Consider the following 19,096-nt stretch of genomic DNA (forward strand, 5'->3'; position numbering starts at 1 on the left):
TCAAAAGAATATGAAATAGGAGATTTTAATCAAAATACGAACAATAAACACGAATAATATGAGAGATCTAGTTTTAGCACTTAATCCACGAACCTACTTCACAAGAGTGGCTGTATATCAGGGGAATTCGACTTTGTTTTTCAAGAAAATTAATCATCACAACTTAGAAAAGGGTATTAACCCTTCCTTTAACGATCAGGTCGAATATCGCACTTCTGTGATATTGAAAGAACTTGAAGAGAATGATATTGAGATCAAACACATTAAGGTTGTTATTGGTCGTGGTGGTTTGATTAAGCCAGTTGAGTCTGGAGTTTATCGTGTAAACGAAGAAATGGTTCAAGATCTTAGATCTGCTGAATTTGGTGAAGATGTTGTTAATCTGGGAGGTTTATTGGCTGATGGAATTGCAAAAGCCATTAAAGGAGCACATGCTTATATTGCTGATCCTGTTGTAGTAGATGAACTTCAGGATATCGCTCGTTTTACTGGACGACCAGAGTTTAAGCGACGCTCAATTTTCCATGCTCTCAATCATAAAATATCTGCACGAAAGTATGCTAAGATCAAGTATGCAGAGTATGAGGATATGAATTTGATCGTGGCACATCTTGGTGGTGGAATTAGTATTGGAGCTCATAAAAAAGGCCGAGTGATTGATGCGAATCAAGCTTATGATGGCGATGGTCCATTCTCTCCAATTCGTAGTGGTTCTTTACCAATGGGTGATGTGATAAAAATGTGTTATTCTGGAAAATATACCAAAGAAGAAATGTTGAAAATGCAGACAGGCGAAGGGGGCTTGTATGCTTATTTTAAAACATATAGCGCTTATGATGTTTGCCAGCTAAGAGATGCTGGAGATGAGAAAGCCGAAGAGGTTTTGTCTGCTATGGCTTATCAGGTATCTAAATACATATCATCCTTATATGTTTGCTTTGAAGGGGAAGCTGTTGATGGAGTCATACTAACTGGAGGTTTAGCAAAGGACGATAAGTTTGTTCGTGAAATTCGTAATAGAGTTGAGGTTATTGCTCCTGTATATGTTATTCCTGGGGCAGAAGTATTGGGAGCCTTATCTTATTATGGACAAATGATTCTTAGAGGTGAAACTGAAATCAAGAACTATTAAGTCTGTTAGGCTTAAAAAAAGGCAACTATTCAGTTGCCTTTTATTTTGATTCATAATCTAGATGATCTCAATATCTTCTTTTTTTATCCAGCCTTGGTTGCCATCGCTTATTTTAATGTTGCGCCAGTCGCCAAGTGCTTCAATAACTTTTACTTTGGTGCCTTCGTGCAATAAGAAAAGTTGTGTGCCACTTTCGTCAGGAGAGCCCTTAACTGTAACACTAGGATTAAAAATGATCGCATATTGACGAAGCGTTAATTGCTCGTTCATTTTTGAAGCAAAATTGTAGAATACCAGACTTGAAAGTAAACACAGAATTGATAGGAAGAAGCCCAGTTTTTTTATTCGACTTAGCTTGCTATATAAATACAAGCTCATTAAAGCTAAGAAGAAGAAAAAGAATCCTATTGATAACCAAGACCAAGCATTGGCTGATAAACTGTTCCATAAGCCAGAAACCCATGAGCTCACAAAGAATTCAGGAAGAACTTCTAACTTGTCAGTCACATTTTTCTGAGCTAACTCTAAATTGTATTTGATATCCTCATCCTCAGGAGATAGAAGAAGAGCTCTTTCGTAATTCAGAATAGCTGGGGCTATTTTGCCGGTTTTGTAATAGGCATTAGCAAGATTGAAATAGATTTCTGGAGCTTCAATACGAGTCTCCAATACAGATTCGTATGATTTTACAGCTTCTTCATATTCGCCTTTCTGATAAAGGTCATTAGCTTCTTGAATTGGATTTGCTTGAATTTGAGCAAAAAGCTGAATAGATAAAGCTAAGGCTATAAGGGTGTAAATGAACTTTTGCATAATTACTTGATGTTTTTTTCAAGTTTGGTAATAGTATCTATGGTTTTCTGATAAAGACTGTCCATTTCGGATGAGCCACTTGATGGAGCATAACGTGCAAACTCGCAAGTATCTAGAATAGCCATGAAATCGGTAATGATCTCCTTTTCAATTTCTTTCTCGACAAGAATACCATTGATATTGTCCTTACTCAAATCGGATAAGGGTAAGTTGAACTTATCTGAGATATAGTCCCATAGAGCTTTCAATATCTCATCATAGAAAGCTTCTTTTTTATTTGCTTTTAGGCTTATTGATGCTGCTTTTAAACGTTTCATAGCAACTCGATTTGCACGCTTATTTTTCATCTTAGCCACATCTGCATTTTGTTTGATTCGCTTACGATTGAATACAAATGCCATTAAGAAAATGAAAAGAGGTAAGATGTAAGCCAAATAGAAATTAAGCGTTCCAAAGAAGATTTCACCTTTGTAAATGGGTTCAAAAATATTGGTCTTAATAAAGCGAATGTCTTTTCCAATAAACTTCACATCTTCCTTCGTGAAAGAGCTAATGGTAGTATTTGAAATGCCACCTTCACCTTTTTCAACATAAATTTTAAACTCAGGACTTAGTTTGGTTATATAACGTTTTGCATTTGGATCGAAATAGGTAAACTCGTTAGCAGGAATCGTAAAATCACCTGCGTGGCGAGGAATAATTAAATATTCAAATGTCGTTGAACCCGTCATGCCCTTAGCTGAACTCTGTAAATTTTGATTGGTTTTTGGATCATAAACCTCAAAGTCTGCAGGGAAATCAAATTTTAATGGATTGATAAGTTTCATGTTTCCATTACCCGAGATCGTCACTTTCATGGTGATGGCATCGTCAACTTTAACCGAATCTTGGTTGATGGTCGTATTCATCTTAAACTGACCAACAGCACCATCGAAACTTTTAGGTGCATTATTCGGTACTGGTTTAACCTTAATTTTAACAGGCTCTGATTTACGAGGAACACGTACATTCTTATAGTTATTAAAGAAATCGTCGAAGAAGCCTCTTGAGCGGGCCTGAGCAGTTAATTGCACAATACAACTCAACTCCATAGGATCAATAATAATTTCTCCATCATGCTGAGGGAATAGTAAAATCTCCTTAATTGTATAAGTGTAGAATATTTCACCATTTATATTTTCTCCTTGAAATGCATTAGAATTAGATCCTTCAATATTCTGAGTTAAGAACCCTTGGTAGGAAGGTTCTTTAAATTGCTCAAAGTTGACAACTTTAACATCTTTAGTATAAATTTTCAAACTTGCTTTTACAGGCTCACCCATAAAAACAGATTTTCTATCGACATTAACCTTGAGATATAAATTGTCTTTGGTTATATTTTGCGCTTGGGCTGATGTACTTTGATGTGTTCCTTGTTGTTTATTCTTAGTGCTTGAACGAACTACTTCAATGGTATGGCTATTCGATTTAACTAGTTTGCCATCAACCGTAATTTCAGCAGGCTCAAATGTGAATTTGCCTTCTGTTTCGGCAAGTAATACATAGGTGTATGTATAAGACGAACTAGAAGTCATCTTTCCATTGATATACTGTGTGCTCATGTTGGTTGAAGTAGAAGGGCCTAAAAGAACTCTAAAGCCTTTTATTACTGGAAGTTTCAGTCCTTCCCCCTTTTCATTCAAACTATAGGATAAACGAAATTGTTCTCCAAGAGCCACAACATTGGGAGCTGTAGCTGTAAATTTAGTTTTATCGGCAAAGGCCGAAGTACTAATAAATAGACATGTAAGTAATAAGAAAAATAGTCTCTTCATCAATCTATATTTATTTTTCTAAGGGTTAAAATTTATGCAAAACCAAAATTACTGATAATTTTGCAGAATAGGGGCTAAGCACTCAATAAGTCTAATGTTAATTTAGAAATTCAATTAGCACTATAATTATGAGTTATAAATTATGAATTGAAATTAAGTAATTAGCTTTTATAATAATTCTAAAATCATAATTCATCATTGTACTCTACCAGTCCTTTTTAATTTTTTGTTTCTTTTTTTCTTGTGCTTTTGCCTTAGCTTTCTGAACTTTCTGTTGCACTTTTTTCTCGTCGTTTTCTAGAGCTTTCAGCAAGCGTTGTGCATCTTCCTTAGAAATTTTACCTTCTTTAGGTTCTTGTTTTTTATCCTTGTCACCTTCATCTGGCTTTTGCTGCTCTTTATCTTTTTGATCTTCCTTTTTATCCTGATCTTTTTTCTGGTCGTCTTGCTTTTTATTTTGATCGTCTTTATTCTGCTGATCCTTTTTGTCCTGATCTTTATTCTTGTCTTTATTATCCTTATTATCCTGGTTCTGTTGATCCTTGTTTTGTTTTTTCTCTTGTTCTTCTTTTTCCTTCATTTTACGAGCATATTCCAAATTGTATTTGGTTTCTTTCGAATTAGGAAAATGGCGAAGCGATTGTTTGTAGGCTTCAATACTCTCGTCAATCTTTTTATTAACGAGTAGGGTGTTACCAATATTGTGGTGTAAAAGACCTAAACGTTGAGGATCGGTTTCTTTTGAAGCCAATGCTTGAAATTGTTCCAAAGCTTCGTCATATTTCTTTTGCTTGTAAAGGGCATCACCCAAGTTGAAGGCAGCCTCAAAAGATGCGATATCCTTATCAAGAGCCTTGCGATATTCTACTTCAGAATTCTCAAAGTTCTTGTTTTCGAAAAGACCATTTCCTTTTCTGATAAATTTTCTCTCTTTCTGAGCGTTTGCTTCAAAACAAGCAAGGCTGAGCAGAGCTATAATGAATAGGCTAATTCTTATCTTCATGCTAATCTTTTTTTAATCAATCCTGATCTTAATATTTTACTTACTGAATAGATGAATATCTTTAAAATGACGATTCTTTCTGTCTAGAATTAGGTATTCAATCAGAATAAGCAAAAGGACAAAGGCAATAAAGTATTGAAATTTCTCATCGTAATCCGAATAGATTCTTTGTTCTAATTCGGTTTTCTCCATCTTATTAATTTCTTTGAAAAGCGCTTTTAATCCCGTTGTGGTATTGTTGGCTTTAATCATATTTCCACCACCAGCTTCAGCAATCTCAGCTAGCATTTTCTCATCTAGTTTAGAGATAACCACATTGCCTTCTTCATTTTGTCTAAACTGACCAGATTTCCCTTTTATTGGAATAGGAGCACCTTTAGGTAATCCCATAGCAATAGTATGAACAACAATGCCTTGTTCAAGAGCGGCTTTTGCAGCAGCGGTTGCATCATCTTCATGGTTTTCACCATCGGTAATGACAATAATGGCTTTGCTTGCTTCACTATCTGGAGTAAAACTCTTACTTGCTAAATTAATGGCCGATCCTATTGCAGTTCCCTGAACAGGAACAATATCTGTATTGATAGTCGATAAAAACAGCTTTGCTGAAGAATAATCAGTTGTAATTGGTAACTGTGTGTAAGCCTCACCAGCAAACACAATTAATCCAATCTTGTCGTTATTCAAATTATCAACCATTTGGGAAATCGCACGTTTTGCACTCTCTAAACGATTGGGTTTAATATCCTGTGCCAGCATTGAGTTAGATACATCTAAGGCAATAACAATCTCAACACCCTTGCGCTTGATTTTTCTCAGCTTGGAGCCAAACTGTGGACCAGCTATGGCAATAATAAGAAAACTGAAAGCCAAAAGCATGATAGCGAATTTATAGACAGGTCGTGTGAATGATGCGAAAGGCATCAATTGCGAAATGATAGACATATCGCCATATTCCTTTAGTGCTTTTTTCTTCATTCTGTAGCTGATGTAGTATAGCACAACAAGAGCTGGAATAATGAAGAATAAGTAGAGATATTCTGGATGTTCAAAACGAAACTGGTTCATTTTCAAATATTATTAGATGAGTACCGATTTGTTCGGTTTGTGATAATTCACACCTCAATGGTTATTTATTTTAATCTTAAATCAATAATCCTCAATCATAAATTTATTAAGGAATGTTTCTAAGAATACTGTTACGGAATGCAATTTCAAGTAAAAGGAATAAAGCAGCCCAAAGTGCATAGCTTTTGTATGCTTCACTCTTTGTACTAAACTGTTTCACTTCTATCTTTCTTTTTTCCATCTGATCAATTTCTTCGTAGATGGCTTTTAGCTTATTGTTATCCGTTGCCCTAAAGTATTTCCCACCTGTAAGCTCAGCGATATCTGTTAAAGTAGCCTCATCAATTTCTACGGGCATATCCTGCATTTGAATGCCAAAAGGCGTTCTGAAAGGGTAGGGTGCGGTACCTTGAGTTCCAATACCCACTGTATAAACACGAATGCCATAGGTTTTAGCAAGTTCCGCAGCGGTAATAGGTGCAATTTCACCTTGGTTGTTTACCCCATCGGTCAGTAGAATAACCACTCTCGATTTGGCTTCACTATCTTTCAAACGATTCACAGCATTTGCCAAACCCAAACCAATAGCCGTTCCATCTTCAATCATTCCTGATTTGATATCGCTGAAAAGGTTGATTAATACGGCGTGATCAGTCGTTAGTGGACATTGTGTAAAACTCTCTCCACTAAAAATGACCAAGCCAATTTTATCTTGCTGACGTCCCGTTATAAATTGGGTTGCCACATCTTTAGCAGCTTCTAAACGGTTAGGTTCGAAATCTTGAGCTAACATACTACTTGAAATATCCAGTGACATAACGATGTCGATACCTTCTGAACTTACATTTTTCCAATCGTTACTCGATTGTGGACGAGCCAAGGCAATCACCAAAAAAGCAATCGCTAGAACTCTTAAAAGAATAAGCGCATGTCGGAAATAATATTTATATGTTTTAGGTGCCTTGGACAGACTCTTTAATGTAGAGACCTGGATGCTGGCATGTGCCTTCTTATCGCGCCAAAAGTACCATGCAATAACAGGAACAATTAGCAGCAGTAAGTATAGGTATTCAGGATTTGCAAAATCTAGATTATTCATATTTTAAGTACCAAGTGTAAAGGTTAATAAGGATAAAGGTTAAAAAGGATAAAGGTTAAAGTGTCTTATTGCTAAAATGATAACAGACAAACTCTAACTTCTAATCTATTGCTCATTACACGCTCTTGTCAACTTCTTGACCATTTGTTGGTTCAATCTGGTTTGTCTCTTCCGTTTCTTCTTTTACTGTTTCTTTTATTAGTGTTTTTTCGACAATGCGATAAGCATACTTCAAACTCAATTGGTTTTCATCTGGAAGAGGTTGAAATTTGGCAAACTTTGCTAAATCAGCTCTTTCCAAAATAACTTTCAAGTCAGAAATCAGATCCTTATGCATGATGTCTTCAGAAATAGCATCCAGAGTCTCATCAGTCGTCGATTCCAGAGTTGCCAAACCAAAACGTTTGTCAAGATAGTTACGAACCGCATCGGTAAGATCCGAATGATATTGCTTAATATGTCCGCTCTGCCAGAGCTTTTGATTGTCAATTTCTTCAAGTTTTCTGAGTGCGATAACATGAGCAGGTTCAGCAGGAACTACAGATTTGAATAAGGGCTGATTGCTCTTGTATCTGCGATAGAAATAATAAGCAGCAAAAAGAATGGCAATAAGTATTAAACCACCACCAGCCCAAGGCGCAACTTCAGCAAATGATACTGGCGTATGAATAGGCATGGCAATATCGAAATTGGCTTTTGTGGTATCAATTTCAAAACTACGCACGCCCAATTGCATGGTATCGGTACGAATAATGTTATTGATATTTTCCCCATTCAATTTAAATACGAAAGGAGGAATCTTATGAACGCCACCATCAAAGGAAGTAATTAGGAATCTCTTATTAATCTTCAGACTACCATCTTTTTTCTTTGTGGTATCTGAGGCCCACTGACGAACAATTTCAATATTTTTTGTAATACTATCTGTGAAAACAGGGAATCCAATTGTAATACCTTTAGGCTGATCAACAGAAAGTTTCAAGTTGATCTGATCGCCAATGGCAATTACATTGGTATCCAAAGCAACACTAACTTTAAAGTCATCTTCACTTTCTTGTGCCATCGCTGGATTTAGGAGCAAGGCAAAACTCAGAAGTAAGAAGCTTCTTTGGAATTGTTTTTTTATTGTTTGTAATCCTATCATCTTATTAAATTTCGGATGAGTAAGTTATGTTAAGATTTTAAAAGGTCAAAAGTTCAAATGTGTCAATCTAACATTTTAGCAATTCAACCACTTTTCAATTTATTATTAATTGCTAATCGTAAATTGATTAGGCTCTTCGTTTAAATAGGGCAATTAACGATCGCACATAGTCCTGATCGGTTCTGATATTTGCCACATCTACACCTGAACGTTTGAAAATCTCATCAACTTTTGATTGATTCTCTCTCCACCATTTAGCATGAGCGTTTCTTACCTTAGAACTTGAGGTATCCACCCATTGGTATTGGCGGGTCTCAGCATCGAGCATTCTAACAAGTCCGATTGAAGGCAATTCTTCCTCTCGCTTATCGTAAATTTTAAGAGCGACCACATCGTGCTTGTTGTTAGCGATACTTAAAGACTTTTCAAAGTCATTATCGTCGATGAAATCGGATATCACGAAAGTGGTACAACGCTTCTTGATGGCTTTAGTCAGGTAGCGAAGAGCATTATTAATGTCAGTTTTACGGTGTTCGGGTTTAAAATCGATCAATTCTCGAATGATTCGTAGAATATGTGATTTCCCTTTTTTTGGTGGAATAAACTTTTCAATGATATCTGAAAAGAAAAGAACACCAATTTTATCGTTGTTTTGAATGGCCGAAAAGGCAAGCACGGCTGCAATTTCAGTAATCTGATTTTTCTTGAGTTTCGACATGGTTCCAAACTCACGGGAACCACTCACGTCAATCATCAGCATCACGGTCATTTCACGCTCTTCTTCGAAAAGCTTAACGAAAGGGGTATTGTAGCGAGCCGTTACATTCCAGTCGATATTACGAATGTCGTCGCCATATTGGTATTCGCGAACCTCACTAAAGGTCATACCTCGTCCTTTAAATGCTGAGTGATATTCTCCAGCAAATATATTTCGAGACAAGCCCTTGGTTTTGATCTCGATTTTCCGAACTTTCTTTAATAGTTCACTAGTCTCCATAGTTAATTACGAATTGATAATTATGAATTAATAATTAAATCGTTGGAATAAAGAATTACGAAAAACAATGTCATTCATAATTCTTAATTCCTTATTCATAATTACTATGGTACTTCAACAGTATTCAAAATTTCAGAGATAATGTGTTCGCTAGTGATGTTGTTAGCTTCTGCCTCATAAGTTAAACCAATACGATGGCGAAGAACATCGTGACAAACGGCACGGATATCCTCAGGAATAACGTAACCACGACGTTTGATAAAGGCATAGGCTTTAGCTGCAGATGCTAAGGAAATACTGGCACGAGGAGAACCACCAAAAGCAATCATTTCTTTGAATTTATCAAGACCATAATCTGCAGGGAAACGTGTCGCGAAAACAATATCAACAATGTATTTTTCGATTTTCTCATCCATATACACATCCTTCACCACGCTACGTGCCTTAAGAATATCTTCTGGTTTAAGAATTTGATTAGCGATAGGGAATATCTTTAAAAGATTCTGACGCATGATTAATTGCTCTTCATCTTTCTTAGGGTAATTGATAACCACCTTAAGCATAAAACGGTCCACCTGTGCCTCTGGAAGAGGGTAGGTTCCTTCTTGCTCAATCGGATTTTGAGTTGCCATAACTAAAAACGGCTCTTCTAACTTATAAGTATGGTCGCCAATAGTCACCTGACGTTCCTGCATAGACTCTAAAAGAGCAGCCTGTACTTTAGCAGGGGCACGGTTAATTTCATCGGCAAGAATAAAGTTGGCGAAGATTGGTCCTTTTTTTACAACAAATTCCTCTTTCTTTTGAGAATAGATCATGGTACCGATAAGGTCGGCAGGTAAAAGGTCTGGCGTAAACTGAATACGGCTAAAGTTTGCGTCTATAGTTGTCGCAAGGGTATTGATAGCAAGGGTTTTTGCCAATCCGGGAACACCTTCAAGAAGGATGTGTCCATTGGAAAGCAAGCCAATTAATAGGCTCTCAACCAAATGCTTTTGTCCAACAATAACCTTATTCATTTCCATAGAAATCATATCCACGAAGGAACTTTCCTGTTGGATACGCTCGTTTAGCTCTTTGATATCAACTGTCTGCATCATAAAAAAGTATATTTTGCTTGAATTATTAAACGTTTACTCATTAATGTGGAAATCGTTTATTTTGAGGACTGTTATATGAAGAAGAAAACTTGATAAAACAGTTTTGTTCCAAAAATGAAATGACTTCCATTCAAAAAAAGCAATGCTTGGAACTGCTTTTTAGGGCAACAATAATGACAATTATTTTTTGTGCCCTACAAAGATAATTTTTTGGAGTACTTATAAAAGTTGTTTGTCGTTAATTTTTGTTAAGCTTTAATTGTAGGAGCAATGCTATAGGAGTGTTTTGTTGTTTCAGCCTGTATGAATATGAAATCAGATTATAAATAATACTGACGATCTTAATTTTAAATTAACGAGGCCTGTTTTTCAATCCAGAACGAATTACATGTCTATAGCTTTGTGATCCATTATTTCTTGTTCGACTCCTTTGGAGTCGAATTGGGTTATAATATTGCTTTCTATAGACATGGGAACCCTTTGGGTTTAATATTCCTTTCTATTGTGAATTTTGAAACCAGAATAGATTACATGTCTATAGCTTTGTGATCCATTATTTCTTGTACGACTCCTTTGGAGTCGCATCTGGGTCTAACAAATATTTCTATAGACATGCGAACCCTTCAGGTTCAATAATTTTTTATTGTGATTTTTCAATCCAGAATGGATTATATGTCTATAGCTTTGTGATCCATTATTTCTTGTACGACTCCTTTGGAGTCGAATTGGGTTATAATATTGCTTTCTATAGACATGCGAGCCTTTCAGGTTCAATACTTCTTTTATTGTGAATTTTTAATCCAGAATGGGTTGTATATCTATAACACCATGGTTCATCTTATTTGTTCGACTCCTTTGTAGTCGTATTGTTGTGTACCTTTTATTTTTATAAACATATGAACCTTTCAGGTTCGTGTTGATGCTTTTTTGTTCTTTTTTGAAGAGAGTGATTGTTGACGAATTAAGGAAAGACTTATTACATTTAATCAATCCAATCAAATAAATATTCGTCTTTATATTCTACATCGAATTTTCTCAAAAAGCCTAAATATTCTTCTTTGAAATTTTTCTTTTTGTGATGTATTTTCTGGTTATTGATGTATTCAATCAGATTCGTTAAGGCTGATTGGTTATAAGAAAATGCACCGAAGCCTTCTTGCCATTCAAATTTGAAGCTTGTGAATTTTTGTTCTTTGATAAATGAGTTCGAAGCTTTTTTAATTTCTCTAACTAAATCAGAAAGACAACAAGATGGTTTCATACCAATTAATATATGGATATGATCTTGTGTACCATTAATGGCAATCATCTTTTGATTTTTATTCTGGACGATTCCAGTGATATATTTATAAAGTTCTTTTTCCCATTTCGGTGAAATTAGACCATCTCTATTTTTAACAGCAAATACAATTTGGATATAGATTTGTGAAAATGTTCCAGGCATATCTTCTTTTTTATAAATAAAAATGTTTTATCCTTTCTTGAAAATTATGCTTATAAATTTATGAAAAATATTGAATGATTAGATTATTAGGGTATTTTGATTTCAGTAGCAGTAAGATTGTCGTTTTATTCATACAGAATGGGTTGTATATCTATAGCACCATGGTTCATCTTGTTTTTTCGACTCCTTTGGAGTCGTAATTTTGGCATTAATGTGAGTTCTATAAACATGGGAACCCTTTGGGTTTAATATTCCTTTCTATTGTGAATTTTGAAAACCAGAATAGATTAAATATCTATAGCAGTGATTCACTTTATTTGGCTTTATTCAGTTCGATATACCACTTGTAGTTCTTGACGATTTGTTCAGCAATATCATATCGGCTGCTGATTTTTGTGATTTCGAGCTTGGGACCGCAATAGGTCATGAAATCTTCCAATGCTTCGCCTTTTAGTCCTGTATGTTCCGCAACTATGGCACTTGTGTAGTATTCGTTATATTTCTTAATACGCCATTCCTTTCGAATCATTTTAGAAACTTTACGCTTGCTTTTTTCTTTGCGACTGAATTTTGTGAATAGGTAAGAGGCAGGTGTGCCTATGGCATCCCCAATACCTGGATCTACTAATGTTGTTCTATATTGGGGCGGTATAATATTAGGTGGTTTTGTATTATATGGAGCCAGTTCTTTTGTGATTTGAGAATTGATCTCATATTCGTTTTTGATTTCTAATTTTATAAAGTCATCCTTAAATTCATTCCAGGTACCAAATGCAAAGACATTGACTTCATTGAGTAGGTAAGCCATATTTTCTAAAGGAATTTGGAAGAATTTGGGGAGAGTCGTATCGAAAATGAAAGGGATTGCCCATTCCTGAGTTTTAAACCCCAGGGCTGATATAATAAGTGTGTCTGATTGTTTGACTTGTAAATGAAAAATTCCTAAGCTATCACAAATCTGGCCACTTCGTTTACCTTTAATAATAAGGTGTGCTAGTGGAATAGAACTAATGCCTGTTGTCGTTACAATTTGACCTGAGATGCTAATAATGGAATCATTTTCAATGCTTGTTGCACTTGATGATTTAAAAAAAAAGAAAAGAATTAAAAGAATCAGTAGAATACGAAGCATATTTTAGTCGAAGGTCAGGTTATTAATCTTTAAGCTCCTCTAAAGTAGTTAGCTTGGAAATATTAAACAATATGATTGTTTTACTTTTAACAGTATTTAAGTTTCTTTATGAAAGTGATTTCATGATATAACTAATGAAACCTGTCAGAGTCCGAAGAATGAGGTCTTTACAGCGTTTAGATCGCAAGTTAAATGTCAACAGGTTTATCCTGCAGTATCGATGCTGTCGGGTTTTTAATCCAGAATGAATTATATATCTATAGTTCCATGGTTTATAATAATTTTCGACTCCTTTGGAGTCGAATTTTTGTATCATGTGGTTTTCTATAGATATAAGAACCTTTCAGGTTCGATGTTGATTCTCTATAAATATCTGAATCCTTTGGGTTCAATTTGATTTTATAACAAAAGAAAAGCCCCATTGGTAATGAATAGGGCTTTTGTCAGATTGCAATTGATCTTAATTTCCTATCGCTTCATCCAATTTTTCTTTGGCGTTTGGGATGAATACTTTGCTACGCGAAAGTATTTGCCCAGATATTAGAAAATGGCAAAGTGTTGAGTGAGGTGACTTAAACTGATTAACAAACTTGATTGTCTTCGTAAACTTTAGAAAAATAGCAGATGATTCAATTTGTGGAGTTGTGCAACGATTACTTTTGTTACCAGATGGGCTTTACACCTCTTGTATGCCATTAAAATGGCAATTTTGAACTAATTTTAGACCTATTCTGAACGATAAGGCCACCTATAGATATTAGCTTTGTAAGTATATTTACCGTGACAAATTGTTATTCGGGAAGGAATCCTCATTTTTAGATTCCTTGAATTATAATATGAAGAATATTTACTGCTTCCGATCGAATTGGAGGGAAGAACAGAGCTTGAAATATAGTTTTCAAGCTTTGGAAAAGGAGATATAATATGATTAAAAAACCATTGAATTCGGTATTGGTGAAACCATCAGGTCCAGATTGTAATTTGGATTGTACTTACTGCTTTTATCTGGAAAAGGCCGGACTGTATCACCAACAGAAGGTTCACCGTATGGATGAGGAAACCTTAGAGATATTGATTCGGCAGGTATTGGAACAATCAGGCCCCGAAGTATCCTTTGGTTGGCAAGGTGGAGAGCCTACTTTGATGGGGTTGGATTTCTTTAAAAAGGTGATTGAGCTGCAGCAGAAGTATGGGAATGGAAAGGTCGTAGGGAATGGTTTGCAAACCAATGGACTACTTTTGAATGAAGAGTGGGCAGATTTTTTGAAGGAATATAATTGGTTGGTGGGGATATCACTCGATGGACCTCAGTATATTCATGACCATTACCGTTTGACTCCGTCAGGAAAACCAAGTTGGGAAATCGTATCACGTAATGCCAAAATGTTATTGGACAAAGGCGTTGCCACCAATGTCCTGAGCTGCTTAACCGATCACTCGGCTGATCATATTGAGGAAATTTACAAGTACCACAAGGAGCTGGGCTTTGATTTTATGCAGTTTATCCCTATTGTGGAAACGGATAAGGAGAATCCTCGTCAGGCGGCTTCTTTTTCTCTTTCACCTGAAAAATATGGAGAGGTGCTTTGTAAGCTGTGGGATCTTTGGATTAGTGATTTTAAGGAAGGTATACCAACTACCTCAGTCCGCCATTTCGATTCTGTGTTCCACACCTATGTGGGTATACCTGCTCCTGAATGTACCCTCCAGAAAGAGTGTGGGGTATATACGGTTATTGAGCACAATGGGGATATCTATTCCTGTGATTTCTTTGTTGATCCCAAATGGAAGCTGGGTAATATTAAGGAGAAGAAAATTATTAATATGCTGAATTCCAAAAAGCAACACCAGTTTGGCTGTATTAAGGCTAATTTACCTCGCAAATGCAAAATCTGCCCTTATTTAAAGCATTGTTTTGGTGGCTGTACAAAAGATCGCGTTAAGGATCCTAAGTTTAATGGGATGCCACGCTTTTGTGAATCGTATAAAATGTTTTTTGCTCATGCTCATACGCAACTTCAGGAGATGGGAAAAAACTGGATAGCTCAGCAGATAAAAATGCAGGAGCAAGCAGAAGCTCAACAAAGCGGAGGAACCTATAATGCCTTCAAGGATTTTGTAAAATAACGAAGGGATATATGATGAGATGTAAAATGAATCAAAATATTAAATGGGGTATACTCTTGTCTGTTACACTGATTTTGGGAGCCTGCTCTGGAAAGTCATCAGCTAAAAAAGCGCCCGAAAATGAAACAGTACCGAGTTGTTGTCAGAATGTACCTTCACGTTTTGGCTCAGCTACTCAAAAAGAAAAGCAAGGGATGGTTCACATTCCCGGTGGGACTTTTATGATGAGCGGAGACAATGATCAGGCCCGAGCCGATGAATTCCCAAAACACAAAGTGGAGGTTTCAGGATTCTGGATGGATATCCAAGAGGTGACCAATGCCCAGTTTAAGGAGTTTGTTGATGCTACCGGTTATATTACAGTTGCCGAGAAAAAACCCGACTGGGAGGAGATGAAAAAACAGTTGCCTCCGGGGACCCCAAAACCGGATGAAAGTGTATTGGTAGCGGCCTCACTTGTTTTTAATCCTCCCAATCATGCTGTGAATGTTAATGGAGGACCTGTATGGTGGAACTGGGTGCAAGGTGCTAATTGGAAACAGCCTGAAGGTCCTGGTTCAGACTTGAAAAATAAGGAGAATTATCCTGTGGTGCATGTCGCATGGGAAGATGCGATGGCCTATTGTAAATGGGCTGGCAAAAGACTGCCCACAGAAGCAGAGTGGGAGTACGCAGCTCGAGGAGGTTTATCCAGTGAGATTTATCCATGGGGGAACCAGAATGTGGATGAGGGAAGCGTTAAGGCTAATTCCTGGCAAGGTCAGTTTCCTAATCAGAATACTGGAAGAGATGGCTTTTATGCTTCTTCTCCAGTAAAATCATTTCAGCCCAATGCATTTGGCTTGTACGATATGGCAGGCAACGTGTGGGAATGGTGTGCAGACTGGTACGATGCTGATTACTATAAAACGGTTAAGGATGGAGTGGTAAATCCCCAAGGACCTAAAACAAGTTACGATCCTCAGGATCCAACAGTACCTAAAAGAGTAACGAGAGGAGGATCATTCTTATGCAACGATGCCTATTGTTCAGGCTACCGAGTTGCAGCAAGAATGAAAAGTAGCTCGGATACAGGTTTGAGTCATACAGGTTTTCGATGTGTTGCAGATATATCGGAGAACTAGTAATAAATGAGTTTTGATTACTAGAAGCCAAAAAGCAAGAATATTGTTTCTCCACTCTCAAAAATTAAATTGGAGAATAACTATTTAGTGGGCTATGCAAGATGTGGAGTTGCTACATTTACTAGGGCTTTATATCTTTCTTATTTCGTTTCGTATATTACTAATAGTCTTTTCATTGTTGTATTTAGCCTTGCTATTACCTCGTTAGGACATGCACATGTATAGTGTGTATCGTTCTTATATGTCATCTTTAAGTCTCGAGCCAAAGTCTAGTGAGTTTGGTAGTGAAAGTGGGGTGAGTTTTAGATAAAATCTGCCCGAGATTCATTATGATTCTCGGGCAGATCTGTTCTGTATCTCACAGAGATTTGTTCTGTATCTCGGCGAGATATCTTAGCTTATCCCTTAAGTAAACAGTATGCTTGTGCTAAGTCGGCCTTTTTTAAGTCGGCTGGAGTTTAAAGGCAGACTTCTTAGTTCTAGAATATACTTACCAGGAGCAATATCAGGAGGTACCTGAAAGGTCTGTTTGTTTTTGGTGTTGTGGGCATATATGTTAATGCGGTATTCCTTGCCATCTTCAGCTAGTAGGAATATACCTTGTTTTAAATCATCAGGATTCAGTTTTAGGTTGTTGCCCCTAAGTTCGCCAATGGCATTAGGACTTAAGTTTTCTCCTTTCTCGCTAAGGTTGGTAAATTTGAATACATCAATGTGATAGTTTATTGGATCTCGTTTATAGAGCTGGGTTTCTTTTGCGGCTTGTTTGAGCACAACACCCGATGAGGTTTTGAAATGCAAACTGTGGCGGCTTTTATCGAAAGAATCTTCATAATCAGTAAAAAGGCCTTTTATACTGGGGGTAATATTAACAATGGGTGTGTTGATACGATAGCCTTTTTTTAGCAAATCAGCCATCACAATTTCCAAACGTTTAAAGATGCTTGCTACTTCGTAGCTCGTAATTCCAGTACCTTCTTTGGCCACTTCCTCAATAAGTTCGGCTTTGTTAATAACACCTATAGCTGGCGTACGTCCAATAAAGTTCTCCTGACTTTTATTCAAATGATTTTTGTTCAAGAAATATTCCATAAGGATGATTTTTATGTGATACCATTAAAGGTAAAATAAAAAATGATAAATAGGGAAGCAGTTAACAAGTATCGTGTTTTTCAATTTTTTGAGTAAAACATTGATGCTTGTTGGGTGAAAAAGTGAGTATCCCCAAGTAATTATTTTACTATAATGAAGGAAAATATAGGATTACAACTTCGAAGGAAACTGTAACGAGCTGGAGCTCGAGATAGTCCTTCATTAAGGGTGAAAATCCTTGAATAGTCATATATTCTATTTTTTTTGATAGCTCTTAAGTGATCTTATACCAAGTGTTGGTTTCTTGCCCAATTATAAGTGTTCTGTTTTTTTTAATAGCCTGAAGATATCCTAGGGATTAGCGGTACTGAAAGACCAAAGCATCCTTTATATTCTTTAAAAGTTTCTGTATGTAGTGCATTAATTTATTTTTGAATTATTTTGGCTCTTTTCATATGTATTGTTATTAGGTATTAGCCATAACGGCCTTGTTAAGTTGGCGATTTCAAAGAGTTACCTTATCTACCGACCAAGGGGAGCTCACGAAACGAAGTGAGTAAACCGCACGGAAGCAAGCTGCATAAATTTGTTTATATTTTTGAGCAAACCCATTTTTAAATCGCGAACACCTTTTGGAATAGGGTAGGTGAGTCATTCTAGTAGCTTGCTGGTTCCGACTTGTCGGAATAAATTGTACTAAACTTTCGAACTGCTAATCACCGCCCATGAAATTTAGCTTTGTTACCCCTCGTTATTATTTTGCTCATTAAATTAGTTTCATTTTTTTTTCAGATGAAAGTCCTTATTAATCTGAAATATACACATCCATGTAACTATGTGCAATCAATGTAACATCTTGTTATTCATGGTTTTTACACTTTAATTTGTATCAGATTTTAAAATAATAATTGATGAACAAAATTTCATTATTGGTTGTTGGCATACTAATGTTTGCAACTATTAGTAATTCACAAACGACAGATACTATGAGTAATTTAAATGAATCAGTAAAAACTTATCCGAAAACATTTTCACATATAGGTATCACTGTTCCTAATATTGAAGAGGCCGTTAAGTTTTACACAGAGGTTTTAGGGTTTTATGTTATCATGGAACCAACATTAGTAAAAGAAGAAAATGAAACAGCCATTGGGCAGATGTGTATTGATGTTTTCGGCGAAGGCTGGGGAACATTTAAAATTGCACATCTTTCTACTGGTGATAAGATTGGTTTTGAGCTATTTGAATTCAAAGAAAGTGAAGAGTTTAAAGCTACTTTTGAACCCTTCCGTACTGGATTATTTCACTTTTCAATTCAAGACCCCGATGTTGAAGGACTTGTTAAAAAGATTGTGGATGCTGGAGGTAAACAAAGAATGCCAATTCGAGAGTATTATCCAGGAGAAAAACCGTATCGTATGTGTTACGTTGAAGACCCTTTTGGAACTGTATTCGAAATTTATTCTCACTCCTATGAACTACACTACTCACAAGGAGCATATAAGTGATGTTCATTGGCAAAATCCTGTCCCCATTTATCTAATTCAAGGATGATGGGGATAAGTGATTTGCCTTCTTCTGTTAATTCGTATTCCACTTTCGGTGGAGTAACTGGGTAAACTCTTCGCTTTACTAATTTGTCTTTTTCAAGTGCCCGGATAGAGTATGTAAACATTCTATTCGAAATGTCAGTAATGCTTTTTTGCAATTCACCTGACCTTTGAGCTCCATCCTTCAGATGAAAGAGAATTAGACTTTTATACTTATCTCCTATCAAAAGCAGTGTAAAGGCTAAAGAACAGTTAAATTCCTTATCGTTATATTTGATAATTTCCTTATTTGTATCATTATTCATAGTTGCATTTTTATTAATGAGGGGTAACGTATAGCTGTATGTCGTCTTCGTTGGCGATTTTTAATTTCATCCTGTACATATCGCCAATGCCGACATACAGCATGTTATGTACTTTTATTTTTAAAGCCTTTTTTTATTAACAAGTCTCCCTA

16 protein-coding genes are annotated in these 19,096 nt (G+C 36.2%); 4 read left to right on the forward strand and 12 right to left on the reverse strand.

Going from position 1 to position 19,096, the window contains the following annotated elements; translation table 11 throughout:
• Positions 1-58 precede the first annotated feature (58 nt).
• Positions 59-1,132, forward strand: coding sequence for a butyrate kinase (buk, locus tag DWB61_RS15850; RefSeq protein WP_125031898.1), 1,074 nt, complete (start codon positions 59-61; stop codon positions 1,130-1,132).
• Positions 1,133-1,189: 57 nt separating this feature from the next.
• On the opposite strand, the gene DWB61_RS15855 is transcribed toward buk, so the two are convergent.
• From DWB61_RS15855 to DWB61_RS15900, 10 genes are all read right to left on the reverse strand, one after another.
• Entirely contained in the window at positions 1,190-1,945 is a 756-nt protein-coding gene (locus DWB61_RS15855; protein WP_125031914.1) for a tetratricopeptide repeat protein, read from the reverse strand.
• Between the two features lie 2 nt (positions 1,946-1,947).
• Complete coding sequence (locus tag DWB61_RS15860; protein WP_125031899.1) at positions 1,948-3,759, reverse strand: BatD family protein; 1,812 nt, start codon at positions 3,757-3,759, stop codon at positions 1,948-1,950.
• A 205-nt stretch (positions 3,760-3,964) separates the two neighbouring features.
• A complete protein-coding gene (locus DWB61_RS15865) occupies positions 3,965-4,762 on the reverse strand; it encodes a tetratricopeptide repeat protein (RefSeq protein WP_125031900.1) in 798 nt (265 codons plus the stop codon).
• Positions 4,763-4,798: 36 nt separating this feature from the next.
• Complete coding sequence (locus DWB61_RS15870) at positions 4,799-5,830, reverse strand: vWA domain-containing protein (protein ID WP_125031901.1); 1,032 nt, start codon at positions 5,828-5,830, stop codon at positions 4,799-4,801.
• A 106-nt stretch (positions 5,831-5,936) separates the two neighbouring features.
• Positions 5,937-6,929, reverse strand: a complete 993-nt coding sequence (locus DWB61_RS15875; protein WP_125031902.1) for a vWA domain-containing protein — start codon at positions 6,927-6,929, stop codon at positions 5,937-5,939.
• A 115-nt stretch (positions 6,930-7,044) separates the two neighbouring features.
• A complete protein-coding gene (locus DWB61_RS15880; protein ID WP_125031903.1) occupies positions 7,045-8,073 on the reverse strand; it encodes a hypothetical protein in 1,029 nt (342 codons plus the stop codon).
• Between the two features lie 127 nt (positions 8,074-8,200).
• Positions 8,201-9,070 (reverse strand): DUF58 domain-containing protein, encoded by an 870-nt coding sequence (locus DWB61_RS15885; RefSeq protein ID WP_125031904.1) that lies wholly within the window; start codon positions 9,068-9,070, stop codon positions 8,201-8,203.
• Between the two features lie 104 nt (positions 9,071-9,174).
• The gene (locus DWB61_RS15890; RefSeq protein WP_125031905.1) at positions 9,175-10,170 is read right to left on the reverse strand and encodes an AAA family ATPase; all 996 of its coding nucleotides are present in this window, start codon (positions 10,168-10,170) and stop codon (positions 9,175-9,177) included.
• Positions 10,171-11,152: 982 nt separating this feature from the next.
• Positions 11,153-11,614 (reverse strand): IS200/IS605 family transposase, encoded by a 462-nt coding sequence (gene tnpA / locus DWB61_RS15895; protein ID WP_125031906.1) that lies wholly within the window; start codon positions 11,612-11,614, stop codon positions 11,153-11,155.
• A 313-nt stretch (positions 11,615-11,927) separates the two neighbouring features.
• Positions 11,928-12,746: a carboxypeptidase-like regulatory domain-containing protein gene (locus tag DWB61_RS15900; protein ID WP_125031907.1), complete on the reverse strand. Its 819-nt coding sequence runs from the start codon at positions 12,744-12,746 to the stop codon at positions 11,928-11,930.
• 924 nt (positions 12,747-13,670) lie between these two features.
• Here DWB61_RS15900 and DWB61_RS15905 point away from each other — a divergent pair.
• Both DWB61_RS15905 and DWB61_RS15910 read left to right on the forward strand, forming a co-directional pair.
• Positions 13,671-14,873 carry an anaerobic sulfatase maturase gene (locus DWB61_RS15905; protein WP_125031908.1) on the forward strand — a complete coding sequence of 401 codons (1,203 nt, stop codon included), beginning with the start codon at positions 13,671-13,673 and terminating at the stop codon, positions 14,871-14,873.
• Positions 14,874-14,899: 26 nt separating this feature from the next.
• Positions 14,900-15,997, forward strand: coding sequence for a formylglycine-generating enzyme family protein (locus tag DWB61_RS15910; RefSeq protein WP_225423409.1), 1,098 nt, complete (start codon positions 14,900-14,902; stop codon positions 15,995-15,997).
• A 405-nt stretch (positions 15,998-16,402) separates the two neighbouring features.
• Here the strand turns inward: DWB61_RS15910 and DWB61_RS15915 are convergent, their stop codons facing one another.
• A complete protein-coding gene (locus tag DWB61_RS15915; RefSeq protein WP_125031909.1) occupies positions 16,403-17,089 on the reverse strand; it encodes a DNA-binding domain-containing protein in 687 nt (228 codons plus the stop codon).
• A 911-nt stretch (positions 17,090-18,000) separates the two neighbouring features.
• Between DWB61_RS15915 and DWB61_RS15920 the strand changes: the two genes are divergently transcribed.
• Positions 18,001-18,597 carry a lactoylglutathione lyase family protein gene (locus tag DWB61_RS15920; protein ID WP_197091209.1) on the forward strand — a complete coding sequence of 199 codons (597 nt, stop codon included), beginning with the start codon at positions 18,001-18,003 and terminating at the stop codon, positions 18,595-18,597.
• On the opposite strand, the gene DWB61_RS15925 is transcribed toward DWB61_RS15920, so the two are convergent.
• Positions 18,573-18,944: a winged helix-turn-helix transcriptional regulator gene (locus DWB61_RS15925; RefSeq protein WP_125031910.1), complete on the reverse strand. Its 372-nt coding sequence runs from the start codon at positions 18,942-18,944 to the stop codon at positions 18,573-18,575. The genes DWB61_RS15920 and DWB61_RS15925 overlap by 25 nt on opposite strands.
• Positions 18,945-19,096: the final 152 nt, after the last annotated feature.

The organism is Ancylomarina euxina (assembly GCF_003863355.1).
GTDB classification, from domain to species: domain Bacteria; phylum Bacteroidota; class Bacteroidia; order Bacteroidales; family Marinifilaceae; genus Ancylomarina; species Ancylomarina euxinus.